Origin of the sequence: Microbacterium sp. NPDC087665 (genome assembly GCF_044743285.1) — a bacterium.
Classification (GTDB): domain Bacteria; phylum Actinomycetota; class Actinomycetes; order Actinomycetales; family Microbacteriaceae; genus Microbacterium.
Genome location: NZ_JBIUWD010000003.1, coordinates 186,162 through 199,173, shown reverse-complemented (window position 1 = coordinate 199,173; position 13,012 = coordinate 186,162). Strand labels below are relative to the sequence as shown.

The window sequence follows — 13,012 nt, the reverse complement described above, 5'->3', positions numbered from 1 at the left end:
CTAGCAGAAGAACGGGATGGGTAGATATCCCCATATCGATATTCCTATCAGTGGGCTGAGAGCCGCTAGCCTGAGACCATGATGAACTTCGACCGGAAACTGCGCACCCGCTCCCGCCTGCTGCTGGCCCTGCCCGCCGCGGCCCTCGCCCTCTCGCTCGCCGCCTGTGGTGGCGCCGTCGAGCGCCCGTCCGCAGAGAAGGTGGCCGACGGCCTTCAGAAGGTCCTCGAAGACCAGGGCATGGGTGACACACTGACCGAGCCCGTCATGCTGTGCATCTCGGAAGCTCTCGTCGACTCCGAGGTCTCGAACGAGACGCTCGACGCCATCGCCAAGGGTGACCAGAACGCGACGACCAATGAGAAGGACTTCGCGCTCGCGCAGGAGACCATCACGTCCGCCGGCCAGGACTGCCTCACCGCTGAGTAGTTCGTACGCAACGATCGAGCGGGTGCCCAGCACAATGGGCACCCGCTCGATCGTTGGTGCAGGGGCTACTTGCTCACGGAAACAAAGAGATAGATACCCGAACACCAGAAGTTGTGCACCGTGTACCCCTGGCTCTTGAGCTGCTGAGATTGGTGGTAGCCCTGCACGGCGCAGCTCACTCCTCCGCCGCCGCCTGACATAAATGCGAGGGTTTCGTGCGTGACAGCACTAGCGGGAGACGCGGCGCCCAGTCCGCCCATTGCGGCGGCCAAAGCCAATGCCGCCGCCCCCACCGCGAACTTCGTCTTGATCTTGTTCATGACATACCCTCCGAGGTTGTTCATGGCCTGCCTTCGTTGGCAGGCACACATCTAAACTATCCATCGATTGGATGAACTTCAAGGCTGAACGGTTCGTCAACCAATATGCTGCGGATGCTCCGCCATCCGTCATCCTTCGTCATTTCCACCCAGGGAATTCTCAGACAGACATAGCGTTGAGCGTTATGGCGTGTATATCGGCATGCCGCGATTTGTCTCTGGAGTTCCCCCGCAATGAGTACCACCTCTCGCGCCGCCAAGGCGCCTGACACCCGCGGACCGATCCGGAAGCTGCTGACCTCGTTCGGCTTCCAGATCCTCGCCGCCCTCGTCCTCGGCGTCGCCGCCGGCCTCATCGGCCGCCAGCTCGGCGCGACCGCCGACAACCCGAACGGCCTCTCGGCCACGCTCGACACGATCGGCAGCTCGTACGTCACGCTGCTGCGCGCCGCCGTCGTGCCCCTCATCTTCACCGCCATCGTCGCCAGCATCTCGAACCTGCGTCGCGTGCAGAACGCCGCCCGCCTCGCCGGCCAGACGCTGCTGTGGTTCGCGATCACCGCGTTCATCGCCGTCGTCATCGGCATCGTGCTGGGCCTCGTGATCCAGCCGGGCAACCGCGTCGGCGAAGGCCTCGAGACCGGCGACCCGTACACCGTGGGCACCTGGTGGAACTTCCTGCTGGGCCTCATCCCGCAGAACTTCCTCGGCCTGGGCGTGAGCAGCTCGTTCAACCCCGAGGCGGGCGCCGTGACCTCGAGCGTGAGCTTCAACATCCTGCAGGTCATCGTCGTGGCCGCCGCCGTCGGCATCGCCGCACTCAAGGCCGGCAAGAAGGCCGAGCCGTTCCTCGCGTTCACCGAGTCGCTGCTCAAGGTCATCCAGCGCGTGCTGTGGTGGATCATCCGCATCGCCCCGCTCGGCACCTTCGGCCTCATCGGCGCGGCGGTCGTCAAGTACGGCTGGGAGAAGCTGGCCTCGCTCGGCTGGTTCGCGATCGCCGTCTACCTCGGCCTCGCTCTCGTGCTGTTCGTCGTCTACCCGATCCTCGTGAAGACGCACGGCCTCTCGATCAAGCAGTTCTTCTCGGGCGTGTGGCCCGCCGTGCAGCTGGCGTTCGTCAGCCGCTCGTCGATCGGCACCCTGCCCCTCACCGAGCGCGTCACCGAGCGCAACCTCGGCGTGCCCCGCTCGTACGCCTCGTTCGCCGTGCCGTTCGGTGCGACGACCAAGATGGACGGCTGCGCTGCGATCTACCCGGCCATCGCCGCGATCTTCGTCGCCCAGTTCTTCGGCATCGAACTCAACTTCGTGCAGTACCTGCTGCTCGTGATCGTCTCGGTGGTCGGATCCGCCGCCACCGCCGGCACCACCGGCGCGGTCGTGATGCTCACCCTCACGCTGTCGACCCTGGGCCTGCCGCTCGAGGGCGTCGGCCTGCTGCTCGCGATCGACCCGATCCTCGACATGGGTCGCACCGCGGTCAACGTCGCGGGCCAGGCGCTCGTGCCGGCGATCGTCGCCAAGCGCGAGGGCATCCTGAACGAGGAGCTCTACAACGCACCGCGCGAGGGCCTGCCCTTCGCCGATGACAACGACGATGACGACACCGCTGCGCTCGAGGCGGATGCTGTCGGCACGGAGCCCGCAGCCACCCGCTGAGCCTGCCCGTTGCACGAGCGCCCCGCCCCTTCCAGGGCGGGGCGCTCGTGCGTGAACCGGAACCTACGCGCGCTCTCCCGGACGGGTGGCGCTGCGGGTGTCCATCGCCAGCTCCTCGGCATCCATCGCCGCGATCAGCTCGCGCATGACCTCCTCGTCGAGGTTGCCGGCGTCGCGCTCCTTCAGCAGGATCTCGCGGCGCACCTGCAGCCAGCCCTTCGAGAGCGAGACGAGGTCTTCGTACGACGGCTTGGTGGCGGCATCCTCGACCTCCTGGGCCTCGTCGGTGTCTTTCTCGACCCGGGTCATGCGCTTCGCGAAGGCATCGAAGATCGAGAGGTCGACCTCGCCGTACTTCGCCTCCCACTCGACGCGCTTCTCGGCGAGGAACTCCTTGCCCGCCTTGCGGCTCTTCTCCTTCACTGCGGCGAGGGCCCGCTCGTCGTCTTCCTGGTCGACGTCGCTGGCGATCTCGAGGCGGCGGATGAGCAGCGGCAGCGTGAGGCCCTGCAGCAGCAGCGTGCCGACGGTCACCACGAACGCGACCACGACGATGGCGTGCGAGGCCTCTTCGTCGAGCGTCGCCAGATCGGCCGCGGCGAGCGCGGTCGCCAGTGTGACCACGCCGCGCATGCCCGCCCAGGAGATGACCGCGTTGTCCTTCCAGGTGAGCTGCAGCCCGGCCATGCGGTCGCGCACGATCTGGGTGCGCAGCTCATCGGGCGTGAACTGGCCCCACCGCCGCGACTGCTTCTGACGCTTCTGGAACTCGCCCGATTCCACCCCGCGATCCCAGCGCTCGAGACGCTTGCGGTCCTGGAAGTTCGCCCAGGCGTTGGCCGGGAAGATGAACAGCGGTCGCACGACGAGCACGACCAGTAGCACGACGCCCGACAGCAGCAGGATCTCGCCGATCGACTCGGCACCCAGGTCGCTGACCACCCGCGGCAGCTGCAACCCGATGTACGCGAACACGAAGCTCTCGAGCAGGAAGTCGGCCGACAGCCAGATCGGCTTCTCCTGCTGACGGGTCGTGTAGTCGGTGCGCGGGGCGTTGAAGCCGACATAGAGTCCCATCGCCACCACGGCGAGCACACCCGATCCACCGAGGTGCTCGGCGATCGCGTAGGCGCCGAACGGGGCCAGCAGGCCGAACGTGCCGATCACCACCGGGTCGGAGATGCGCATGCGCAGCTGGTGCAGCGCGATGCCGAAGACCAGGCCGATCGCCACCCCGACGGCGACGGCGACGATGAACTGCCACACGCCGTCCCACACCGTGAGGGTGGCCCCGGCGAGGATCGCGGCGAACACCCGGTACAGCGTCAGCGAGGTCGCGTCGTTGATGAGGCTCTCGCCCGACAGCACCGACATGATGCGGCGCGGCAGACCGAGCTTGCGGCCGATCGCGGCGGCCGAGACCGCGTCGGGCGGCGAGACGATCGCGCCGAGCAGCAGGGCACCGGGAAGGGTGAGCGAGGGGAAGATCCACCAGGCGATGAGCCCCACGGCGACCGCGGTCAGCAGTACGAGCCAGATGCCCAGGCGACGGATCTGGGGGAGGCTGCGCTTGAAGCTCACGAACGAGACGTCGAGCGCTGCCGAGTAGAGCAGCGGCGGCAGCACCAGGTTCAGCAGCAGGTGTCCGTCGGCGCGCAGTTCCGGCACGAACGGCAGGAACGACACCGCGAGCGCCACCACCGTCACGAGCAGCGGAGCCGGCCATCCCCGCCATCGTGCGATCGCCGCCACGACCACGGCACCGACCAGCACATAGAAGATCTCGGCATCCATCCGGCCAGATTAGCGGCCGTCCACCCGGGTCACCTCTCGTCGAGCGCCTCGCGCAGGTCGGCGTTCTCTCCGTGCAGACCGGCATTCTCGTCTTGGAGGGCGAGCACGCGGGCGATGCCCACGATGTTGATGCCGTCTTCGCGCAGCTGCGCGGCTCGGCGCAGCCGGTCGATGTCGTCGTCGCTGTAGCGGCGGGTACCGCCATCGCTGCGGGCCGGCGTCAGGAGTCCCTTGCTCTCGAAGAGGCGCAGGGTCGCCTCGGGCAGCTCGACGAGCTGAGCCGCGACGGCGATGCCGTAGAGCGGTGTGCGCGAGTCGCGGTGCGGCATCTGTTCTCTCCTCGACGGACTTGCGAACCGGGCGGTGTTTGTTCTATAAAAAATCTACAGCAAACGATGCAGATCATCTGCATCGGATATCGAGCCCGAGAGGGCCGCACGAAAGGAGACACCCATGGCACTCACCTTCGATCCGTTCAGTCAGCTCGACCGCTTCGCCGCGAGCGTGCTCGACTCCGTTCGCGCACCCCGGTCAATGCCGGTGGACCTCTACCGCGACGGTGACCGCTACATCCTGCATGCCGACCTGCCCGGCGCCGACCCCGGTTCGATCGACGTCGATCTCGACGGTGCGCAGCTGACGATCCGCGCCCAACGCACCGCCGACACCCAGGAGGGCGTCCGCTGGCTCGCCCGCGAACGCGGTGCCGGCACGTTCCTGCGCCAGTTCACGCTCGGCGAGGGCGTCGATCTCGATGCCATCAGCGCCTCGTACGAAAGCGGCGTGCTGTCGGTCATCATCCCCGTGAGCGAGCGCGCGAAGCCGCGCAAGATCTCGGTCGAATCGGTCGACCAGCGGCAGGCGATCGACGCCTGATCGAGGCCACGGCTCACCTCACCTCATTTCACATCGCGAGGGGGCGCGCGGTCGCGTGCCCCCTCCCTCTCCCGGAAAGGAAAGTCTCATGCCCACCTCCCCCGCACTCGACCGCTTCCTGGCCGACATGGAGTACCCGGCCACGAAGGACGACCTGCTGCGCGAGGCAGTCCGCGACGGACTCGACCCCGACGATCGCGCTCGTCTCGCCGCACTGCCCGAGCAGAGCTACAGCGCAGGCTGGAGCATCCGCTACCGCCTGGCCGGTCGATCGCTGGCGGATGCCTTCGCACCGCGCCGCGCGCCGGCAGCCGCCTGATCACCCCATGCACTCCCGGCGCGATCCGCGTCCGGCCCGCGCCCCACGAGCACGTCGAGGGTCGCGCCGGGAATGCCCCACCCTCCCCGCCGGTTGCAGCAGGGGATGAATGACGTCGCACTCTCCGTCCTCGACCTCGTGCCGGTGCGCACGGGGCAGACCAGCTCCGAGGCCATCGCCGCCTCCCTCTCGCTCGCCGAGATCGCCGACCGGCTCGGCTATCGCCGCTACTGGTTCGCCGAACACCACAACATGCCGGCCGTGGCCTCCACCACTCCCCCCGTGCTGATCGCCGCCGCCGCGACCCGCACCTCGCGCATCCGTCTGGGATCAGGCGGCGTCATGCTGCCCAACCACGCCCCGCTCATCGTCGCCGAGCAGTTCGCGGCGCTCGAAGCCATCGCGCCCGGACGCATCGACCTCGGCCTCGGGCGCGCCCCCGGCAGCGACCCGGTGATCACCCAGCTGCTGCGCGGCTCGGGCACAACCAGCGACGTCGAACAGTTCCCCCGCAACGTGCAGGACATCGCGGCGCTCGTCTCGGGCGAGGGCGCCACCGTGCGCTTCACCTCCGGCGGCGAGTACACCGTGCGCGCGACGCCCGCCGCGACCGGCGCCCCCGAGGTGTGGCTGCTCGGTTCGAGCGACTACTCGGCTCAGCTCGCAGCATCCCACGGCCTGCCGTACGTCTTCGCGAACCACTTCTCGGGCCAGGGCCTCGAGCGCGCGCTCGACCTGTACCGCACCGGATACCAGCCCAGCGAGGAGCATCCGGAACCCCGCACGTTCCTCACGGTCAACGCCGTCGCCTCGCCCACGGTCGAAGAGGCCGAGGCGCGCGCCCTGCCGCAGCTGCGCATGATGGCGCGGCTGCGCCTGAACCAGCCGCTCATCGCGCTCGAGACGGTCGAAGAGGCACTCGCCGCGACGACAGATGCCGCGACAGACCAGGCCGTCGCCGCCGGACGCTCGCGCTGGTTCGTCGGCACGGGCGAGTCGGTCGCCACCGAGGTGCGCGAGTTCGCCGCACGCTGGGGCGTCGACGAGGTCATGCTCTCGCCCGTCGCCGGGGCCTATGCCGCCGAACCCGCCGCCTCGGCCGCGGGTCGCGCCCAGACGCTGGAGCTGATCGCCGCGGCGCTGTAGGGGTTTCGCCTCTCCCTCCCCCTCCTCTCTGCGCTTTTTCCGCCGCGGGATCAATATGTCGGCTTCCCGGGCTGTTTGGCGTGACATATTGATCCCGCAGCGCGGGGTAGCGGTGGGGTGGGGTGGGGTAGGGAGAGGGAGCTCGGGGCGCGCGCTGTCCACAGGGCGAGTTGTCCACAGAACATGGGGACGGATGCTTTCGCCCGCTCGCGCGATGCCGGGCACGGCGACGATGGGGCGATGCGTCATCGGATCCCCCTCCCGCCCTCGCTCGGTCCCTGCTTCTCGGTGCGCAGAGCCGAGCATTCGGGAATCGGTCGCACACGGTTGTCCTCCGGCGAGCTCGCTCGTCCGTTCGACGGGGTACGCGCCCTCCAGCATCCGGAGACATTCGCTGAGCGCGTCGCGTGCTTCGTGCCGCGCCTCCGCCCGGGGCAGGCATTCGCCGGGCGCACAGCCGCGCGGCTGTGGGGACTCCCCCTTCCGATGCCGTGGCGTATCGACGAGCCCGTGGACGTCGCGGTGGCAACCGGCGCGTCTCCGCCCCGCACGGCCGGGGTCCGCGGCCGACGGCTGTCGGCCGACCGGCTCACCGTGTGCGAGATCGACGGCATCCCCGTGCTCGATCCGATCGCGACCGTCGTCGTATGCGCCGCCGAGCTGGCTCCGCTCCAGACTGCCGTGATCGTGGAGGCTTCGATGACCCGCGCGCAGAACTATCCCGGGCTGAGGGGCGACCGCCCTCCGGCCACGATCGCGATGATCGATCGTCGGCTGAGCGAGTGGGGGCGCTTTCCCGGATGCGGCAAGGTGCGCGCAGCACTGGAACTCGTGCGCGAAGGCAGCGAGTCGCCCAAGGAGACCGAAACGCGGATTCTGCTGGGCGCCTTTCACCTCCCTGAGCCCGTGCTGCAATACACCGTGCGAGTCGATGGCCGATTCGTCGCTCGGGTCGACCTCGCGTATCCGCAGTGGCGCATCGCGATCGAGTACGAGGGCGACGGTCACCGGACGGATCGAGAGCAGTGGCGCACCGATATCCGTCGGCAACGCGACCTCGAGGATCATGGCTGGATCGTGATCCGAGTCACCCAGCTCGATCTCGCTGACGGTGGCGCTGCGCTCGCGTTCCGCGTACGCCGCGCCATCTCGTCTCGCCGCTGACCGCCCCGCTCCGCCCCGCCAGCCTCGCCCCGCCAGCCGTTGCGGGATCAATATGTCACGTTCACACGCGTTTTGACGTGACATATCGATCCCGCAGCATGTCGCCGCGCCGCCACGCCAGGCCAGGCACAGTGGAGAGGGGTCTGGCCAACGCGACCGCGCGGGCGTACCCTCAGCGCAGGAGAGGAGTTCACCGATGAACACCACCACCACGCTCGCGCTCTGGGTCGCCTACGGCCGGAACGGAGTGGTCGGAAGCATCCGTCACGACGACGAGGGCTACCGGGTCACGATGGCGGGGGCGGATGCTTCCGCCGGCACGTACCCGTCGCTCGCGATCGCCAAGGGGGCACTGTACTCCCGGATGACGCCGGGCAGCGATTGGCCGAACTTCCGCGAGCACTGAGCGCGCGGGAAGCAGCGAGCTCAGTCTTCGGGCTCGCCCGAGACGATGGCGCGCAGCCAGTCGCGCGCTTCGACGAACACGTCGTCGGCGTAGCGGTCGGGATAGTGCACGATCTGACGGTCGGCGCGCGGGTACGAGCCGAGGAACACCACGCGCGGGCTGAAACGACGGATGCCGAGCAGGGCATCGGCCATACGCTCGTGCTCGATGTGGCCGTCGGCGTCGATCACGAAGCGATAGCGGCCGAGCTCGTCTCCGATGGGACGCGACTCGATGAGTGACAGGTTGATGCCGCGGGTCGAGAACTGTTCGAGCATCTCGAGCAGTGAACCCGGGTGGTCGTGCGGCAGTTCGACGATCAGCGAGGTCTTGTCCGCGCCGGTCGGGGCGGGCGGAGCCGTGGTGCGCGAGACGAGCACGAACCGGGTCACGGCGTTCGCGTTGTCGCCGATGCCGGACGCGAGCACCTCGACGTCGTAGTGGTTGACGATGCCGGGGGCGGCGATCGCGGCTTGCGCCGGAAGCGTGCCGTCGAGCACGCCGATGGCCGAGGCGACGTTGCTGGATGCCGGTACGTGCGAGTGCGCGGGGATGTTCGCGCCGAGCCAGCCGTGGCACTGGGCGTACGCCACGGGGTGTGCGGCGATGACGCTCACCTGGTCGAGCGTGGTGCCGGGAGCCGCGACGAGCACGAAGTTCACGCGCACCAGATACTCGCCGATGATGCGCAGGCCCGGCAGAGTCGCCAGAGCATCCTGCGTGGTGGAGACGCCACCCTCGATGGAGTTCTCTATCGCGATCATCGCGGCGTCGCTGCGCCCCTCGAGTACGTCGTCGAGCGCTTCGCCCACGTTGTGCACCGCGCGCCACTGCTGTCCGCGGGCCTCGGCGACCTGGTCGAGCGCGGCCTCCGTGAAGGTTCCTGCGGGTCCCAGATAGCTGTAGGTACGGCGTTCAGTCACGCGTTTCACCTTAGCCCTCCCCTCCCTCGGCGGATCCCCCGGCGGACACGAAGTTTCGTCTCGGGCCGGATCGGTGCAGACTGAGCACATGACGAGCCGTGCCGGCCTCCCCGCGGAGGAAAGTGACCTCATCGATGTCGACGAGTTGATCGCCGCCTACTACGACCGTGTTCCTCGACCGGACGTGACCGCCGAGCGCGTCGCGTTCGGCACGAGCGGCCATCGCGGATCGTCGCTCAGCGGCAGCTTCAACGAGAACCACATCCTGGCGACGACGCAGGCGATCGTCGACTACCGCAACAGCCAGGGCATCAGCGGTCCGCTGTTCCTCGGCCGCGACACCCACGCCCTCTCGCTCCCGGCCGAGCGCAGTGCGATCGAGGTGCTCGTCGCGAACGACGTCGACGTGCGCGTCGATGCCCGCGACTCGTACGTGCCGACCCCGGCGCTGAGCCATGCGATCCTCACCTTCAACCGCACCCTCACCGCTGGTGCGAGCGGCCGCGCCGACGGCATCGTCGTCACCCCGTCGCACAACCCACCGCGCGACGGCGGCTTCAAGTACAACCCGCCGCACGGCGGCCCCGCCGACACCGACGCGACCGGATGGATCGCCGACCGCGCGAACCAGCTCATCGAGAACGGTCTCGAGGGCGTGCATCGCGTGCGCTTCGCCGACCTCGACGCCGACACCCTCGCCACCTACGACTTCCGCGACGCGTACGTGCGCGACCTCGAGACGATCATCGACATCGAGGCGATCCGCCGCGGCGGAGTGCGCATCGGTGCCGACCCGTTGGGTGGAGCATCCGTGGAGTACTGGGCGCTCATCAAAGAGGTCTACGACCTCGATCTCACCGTCGTGAACCCCGAGGTCGATCCGACCTGGCGTTTCATGACGCTGGACTGGGACGAGAAGATCCGCATGGATCCGTCGTCGCCGTCGGCCATGGCCTCGCTCGTCGCCAAGAAGGGCGACTTCGACGTGCTCACCGGTAACGACGCCGACGCCGACCGGCACGGCATCGTGACTCCGGATGCCGGTCTCATGAACCCGAACCACTACCTGGCCGTCGCGATCGACTACCTGTTCTCGCACCGTGCGCAGTGGCCGCGGGATGCCGCGATCGGCAAGACCCTCGTGTCGTCGATGATCATCGACCGGGTCGCCGAGTCGCTCGGCCGCCGCCTGCTGGAGGTGCCGGTCGGCTTCAAGTGGTTCGTGCCCGGGCTGCTCGACGGCTCCGTCGCCTTCGGCGGCGAAGAGTCGGCGGGGGCTTCGTTCCTGCGCATCGACGGCTCGGTGTGGTCGACCGATAAGGACGGCATCCTGCTGTGCCTGCTGGCCGCCGAGATCATCGCCGTGACGGGCAAGTCGCCGTCGGAGCGCTATGCCGAGCTCGAGCAGGCGTTCGGCTCATCGGCCTACCAGCGGGTGGATGCTCCGGCCACGCCCGAGCAGAAGGCCACCCTCGGCAAGCTCGCCCCCGAGGCCGTCAGCGCGACGACGCTCGCCGGCGAGGAGATCGTCGCCAAGCTCTCGCACGCCCCCGGCAACGGGGCGGCGATCGGCGGCCTGAAGGTGCAGACAGAGCACGCCTGGTTCGCCGCGCGCCCCTCGGGCACCGAAGACGTCTACAAGCTGTACGCCGAGAGCCTGCTCGGGCCGGAGCACCTCGCCGAGGTGCAGTCGGAAGCGCGGGCTGTGGTGTCAGCGGCGCTGGGGGCATAGCGCGGCGGGCGTTCCGGCGCGCTACTCACGCTCGGAGCGTGAGGCTTCCCAGGCGTCGAGGTACTTGTCCGTTAGACGCAACCTCGCGAACCGGTCGAGAACACCGAACGCTCGATCCATGTCCTCCGCCGTGTTCTGCGCACTGAGCCACTCCCCGAAGTAGTCGAACGTGCGGAGCTTGTCAGAAACTTCGTATGCGAACGTAAAAGTCGTCATCCGCGGCTCGGGCATGCGCAAGTAGAAGACCTCGACTCCGTACAGGAGCAGTTGCACTTCGCCGTCCGTTGGGCTCGCGGCGAGACACCGCCCGTTCGAGCCGAAATACCTACGGGCCAGCTCGCAAAAATCTTGCACATCGGAAATGAGCACGACTTCAATCCTCCGGCGGATACATCATCAGCGTGTCCGGGTGGAAGGTATAGTTCAAGCTTTCGAGGAAGCTGAGTTCTTTCTGCAGAAAGTAGTCGCCGTCTTCGATCGGGTGAACCGTGAATCTCACTGGCAGCTTCTTTTCGGCGATCTCGCGGAGAAAAGGCTTCTTGAAAAGCTCGAACATGGTGTCATCGTCCAGCCCATGCTTCATCTTCGTGTCGTTCCACATATCACCGACATAGACCGCGCCAGCATCATCCGTGGGCACGGTGGCGGACGAGTACTCGATTTTGCTGGGATCGACACTCGGCCGGGTGCCACTGATCTCCCAGAGCTTTTCCACCCATGAGCCGACCGTCTTCCAGATCGAGAACGGCACCGTCACCCCCGCCTCTCCGAGTAGCCGTCTGCCTTCGCGAAGAGTTCATTCAACCGTGTTTCGAGCACCGCCGTCTTCTCCTTCGCACTCAACTCAGCTTCACATTCGCCACAAGAACACCCTCCGATACATCGGCACGAGAGATCCTCGAGCCCCCAGTCGAGCACCATAGCCGAACGCGACTGACGCCATGAGACCCCTGTGGACAACTCCGGTGCGGTCGGCGTGGCGAGTCGCGCTCAGCGACGGTCGGGGTCTGTAGCCGGCGTCACGATAGTGAAATGGAGCGACTGCGCGCGAGGAGGAGGCTCGGTGTAGACCTCGACGACGAGGTGATACCCATCGCGGTAGTAGTCACGCTCGATGCTCTCTTTACCCGGCGGGAACTCACTATCGGCATTCCGCTCCCACCCCTGGCTCTCCAACCAAGGAGCTAGATCGTCCGCGACCTGCGTCGGCGTCCTCGCGCCTTCCTGCCTCAGCTCCACGATCTGAGCCCAGTAGTAATACTTCGGCCACTCTGCGCCGTAGTCGCTCGTCTTTCGCACTCCGCCTATGTTGTGGGAGTCCGACTCGGGCTCGATCTCCGCCACTGGGATCTGAGCTGTAATCTCCTCGCCCCACCCGTCGGCCTGCGAGATGGCTTTTTTCAGCTGCGTGTCTTGCACCACGATCTTCTCCTCCGCGCTCACTCCACATCCAGACAAGACAGCCACAGCGGCGAATAGAACGAGCAGCACATTACTCACGCGTATCCGAGCGCTCATCAGTCCGTTCTCGTTCCCCAAAATTGGTGTCGCTGCATCGTGAAGCGTCGAGCTCAGCGACGGTCAGGATCCGTCTGCGGTGTCACGATTGTGAAGTTGATCGATTGCGCCCGCGGCGGAGGCTCGGTATAGACCTCGACGACCAGGTGGTATCCGTCGCGGTAATAGTCGCGCTCGAATCTGTCATCGTCGGGCGGGAATTCAGAGCCCTTATTCCGCTCCCAGCCTTGATCCTCCAACCACGGCTCTATGTCGTCCGCCATCTGCGTGGGTGTCCGCGGACCATCCGCACGAAGCACGACGGTTTGCGCAAAGTAGTAGTAACGCGGCCACTGCTGGTTGTAGTCGCTGACCCCGCGTGCCCCGCCAACGTTGTCGGAGAGTAGCTCCACCTCAGACGCCGGGACTTGTGCAATGACCTCCGCTCCCCACGCGTCGGCCTGGGCGATGAGTTCTTTCAACTGCGCCTCCTGCACCTTGACCTTCTCCTCTGCACTCAATCCGCACCCTGCTAGCACCGCGATTGCGAAAACCACGGCCACCAACGACGCGCCCAGCCTCGAGCGACCGCTCATCCATCTACTCCCTTCAACGTGATCGGGGAGATCAATTCCTCTGGTTGACCTGCGTCGGAGCCCGGGTCACTGACGGCGACGGGAGCGAACCTTCCACGGATAGTCATGT

16 protein-coding genes are annotated in these 13,012 nt (G+C 67.1%); 8 read left to right on the top strand and 8 right to left on the bottom strand.

The window, feature by feature from the left end; all coding sequences use genetic code 11:
• The first annotated feature begins 78 nt into the window (after positions 1–78).
• Positions 79–429, top strand: a complete 351-nt coding sequence (locus ACIOSY_RS07655; RefSeq protein WP_400851540.1) for a hypothetical protein — start codon at positions 79–81, stop codon at positions 427–429.
• 65 nt (positions 430–494) lie between these two features.
• Here ACIOSY_RS07655 and ACIOSY_RS07650 read toward each other — a convergent pair whose 3' ends face one another.
• Positions 495–749: a hypothetical protein gene (locus tag ACIOSY_RS07650; protein WP_400851537.1), complete on the bottom strand. Its 255-nt coding sequence runs from the start codon at positions 747–749 to the stop codon at positions 495–497.
• Positions 750–983: 234 nt separating this feature from the next.
• Here ACIOSY_RS07650 and ACIOSY_RS07645 point away from each other — a divergent pair, with 234 nt between their 5' ends.
• On the top strand, positions 984–2,411 hold the full coding sequence (locus ACIOSY_RS07645; protein WP_400851534.1) for a dicarboxylate/amino acid:cation symporter: 1,428 nt from the start codon (positions 984–986) through the stop codon (positions 2,409–2,411).
• A 63-nt stretch (positions 2,412–2,474) separates the two neighbouring features.
• Here the strand turns inward: ACIOSY_RS07645 and ACIOSY_RS07640 are convergent, their stop codons facing one another.
• Both ACIOSY_RS07640 and ACIOSY_RS07635 read right to left on the bottom strand, forming a co-directional pair.
• Complete coding sequence (locus tag ACIOSY_RS07640) at positions 2,475–4,205, bottom strand: cation:proton antiporter (RefSeq protein ID WP_400851531.1); 1,731 nt, start codon at positions 4,203–4,205, stop codon at positions 2,475–2,477.
• Positions 4,206–4,234: 29 nt separating this feature from the next.
• Entirely contained in the window at positions 4,235–4,534 is a 300-nt protein-coding gene (locus ACIOSY_RS07635; protein WP_400851528.1) for a MerR family transcriptional regulator, read from the bottom strand.
• A gap of 124 nt (positions 4,535–4,658) precedes the next feature.
• Between ACIOSY_RS07635 and ACIOSY_RS07630 the strand changes: the two genes are divergently transcribed.
• The 5 genes from ACIOSY_RS07630 (at position 4,659) to ACIOSY_RS07610 (ending at position 8,116) form a co-directional block, all read left to right on the top strand.
• The gene (locus ACIOSY_RS07630; protein WP_400851525.1) at positions 4,659–5,081 is read left to right on the top strand and encodes an Hsp20/alpha crystallin family protein; all 423 of its coding nucleotides are present in this window, start codon (positions 4,659–4,661) and stop codon (positions 5,079–5,081) included.
• A gap of 88 nt (positions 5,082–5,169) precedes the next feature.
• Entirely contained in the window at positions 5,170–5,400 is a 231-nt protein-coding gene (locus ACIOSY_RS07625; protein ID WP_400851522.1) for a DUF2795 domain-containing protein, read from the top strand.
• Positions 5,401–5,505: 105 nt separating this feature from the next.
• Positions 5,506–6,546 carry an LLM class flavin-dependent oxidoreductase gene (locus tag ACIOSY_RS07620; RefSeq protein WP_400851519.1) on the top strand — a complete coding sequence of 347 codons (1,041 nt, stop codon included), beginning with the start codon at positions 5,506–5,508 and terminating at the stop codon, positions 6,544–6,546.
• Between the two features lie 183 nt (positions 6,547–6,729).
• A complete protein-coding gene (locus tag ACIOSY_RS07615; protein WP_400851516.1) occupies positions 6,730–7,710 on the top strand; it encodes a hypothetical protein in 981 nt (326 codons plus the stop codon).
• A gap of 196 nt (positions 7,711–7,906) precedes the next feature.
• Entirely contained in the window at positions 7,907–8,116 is a 210-nt protein-coding gene (locus tag ACIOSY_RS07610) for a methyltransferase (RefSeq protein ID WP_400851513.1), read from the top strand.
• Positions 8,117–8,136: 20 nt separating this feature from the next.
• On the opposite strand, the gene pheA is transcribed toward ACIOSY_RS07610, so the two are convergent.
• Complete coding sequence (gene pheA / locus ACIOSY_RS07605) at positions 8,137–9,087, bottom strand: prephenate dehydratase (protein ID WP_400851510.1); 951 nt, start codon at positions 9,085–9,087, stop codon at positions 8,137–8,139.
• 79 nt (positions 9,088–9,166) lie between these two features.
• On the opposite strand from pheA, the gene pgm reads away from it, so the two are divergent.
• On the top strand, positions 9,167–10,810 hold the full coding sequence (gene pgm / locus ACIOSY_RS07600; RefSeq protein WP_400851507.1) for a phosphoglucomutase (alpha-D-glucose-1,6-bisphosphate-dependent): 1,644 nt from the start codon (positions 9,167–9,169) through the stop codon (positions 10,808–10,810).
• Between the two features lie 21 nt (positions 10,811–10,831).
• On the opposite strand, the gene ACIOSY_RS07595 is transcribed toward pgm, so the two are convergent.
• The 4 genes from ACIOSY_RS07595 to ACIOSY_RS07580 form a co-directional block, all read right to left on the bottom strand.
• Positions 10,832–11,179, bottom strand: a complete 348-nt coding sequence (locus ACIOSY_RS07595) for a hypothetical protein (RefSeq protein WP_400851504.1) — start codon at positions 11,177–11,179, stop codon at positions 10,832–10,834.
• 4 nt (positions 11,180–11,183) lie between these two features.
• Positions 11,184–11,567, bottom strand: a complete 384-nt coding sequence (locus ACIOSY_RS07590; protein ID WP_400851501.1) for a hypothetical protein — start codon at positions 11,565–11,567, stop codon at positions 11,184–11,186.
• A gap of 233 nt (positions 11,568–11,800) precedes the next feature.
• Complete coding sequence (locus ACIOSY_RS07585) at positions 11,801–12,310, bottom strand: hypothetical protein (protein WP_400851498.1); 510 nt, start codon at positions 12,308–12,310, stop codon at positions 11,801–11,803.
• Between the two features lie 71 nt (positions 12,311–12,381).
• A complete protein-coding gene (locus tag ACIOSY_RS07580; RefSeq protein WP_400851495.1) occupies positions 12,382–12,903 on the bottom strand; it encodes a hypothetical protein in 522 nt (173 codons plus the stop codon).
• Positions 12,904–13,012: the final 109 nt, after the last annotated feature.

What these genes read in the sequence shown, in the direction of transcription:
- ACIOSY_RS07635 (WP_400851528.1), bottom strand. Translation starts at nt 4,534, where the DNA reads ATGCCGCACCGCGACTCGCGCACACCGCTCTACGGCATCGCCGTCGCG.
- ACIOSY_RS07610 (WP_400851513.1), top strand. Translation starts at nt 7,907, where the DNA reads ATGAACACCACCACCACGCTCGCGCTCTGGGTCGCCTACGGCCGGAAC.
- ACIOSY_RS07640 (WP_400851531.1), bottom strand. Translation starts at nt 4,205, where the DNA reads ATGGATGCCGAGATCTTCTATGTGCTGGTCGGTGCCGTGGTCGTGGCG.
- ACIOSY_RS07645 (WP_400851534.1), top strand. Translation starts at nt 984, where the DNA reads ATGAGTACCACCTCTCGCGCCGCCAAGGCGCCTGACACCCGCGGACCG.
- ACIOSY_RS07580 (WP_400851495.1), bottom strand. Translation starts at nt 12,903, where the DNA reads ATGAGCGGTCGCTCGAGGCTGGGCGCGTCGTTGGTGGCCGTGGTTTTC.
- ACIOSY_RS07620 (WP_400851519.1), top strand. Translation starts at nt 5,506, where the DNA reads ATGAATGACGTCGCACTCTCCGTCCTCGACCTCGTGCCGGTGCGCACG.
- ACIOSY_RS07615 (WP_400851516.1), top strand. Translation starts at nt 6,730, where the DNA reads ATGGGGACGGATGCTTTCGCCCGCTCGCGCGATGCCGGGCACGGCGAC.
- pgm (WP_400851507.1), top strand. Translation starts at nt 9,167, where the DNA reads ATGACGAGCCGTGCCGGCCTCCCCGCGGAGGAAAGTGACCTCATCGAT.
- ACIOSY_RS07625 (WP_400851522.1), top strand. Translation starts at nt 5,170, where the DNA reads ATGCCCACCTCCCCCGCACTCGACCGCTTCCTGGCCGACATGGAGTAC.
- ACIOSY_RS07630 (WP_400851525.1), top strand. Translation starts at nt 4,659, where the DNA reads ATGGCACTCACCTTCGATCCGTTCAGTCAGCTCGACCGCTTCGCCGCG.
- ACIOSY_RS07650 (WP_400851537.1), bottom strand. Translation starts at nt 749, where the DNA reads ATGAACAAGATCAAGACGAAGTTCGCGGTGGGGGCGGCGGCATTGGCT.
- ACIOSY_RS07655 (WP_400851540.1), top strand. Translation starts at nt 79, where the DNA reads ATGATGAACTTCGACCGGAAACTGCGCACCCGCTCCCGCCTGCTGCTG.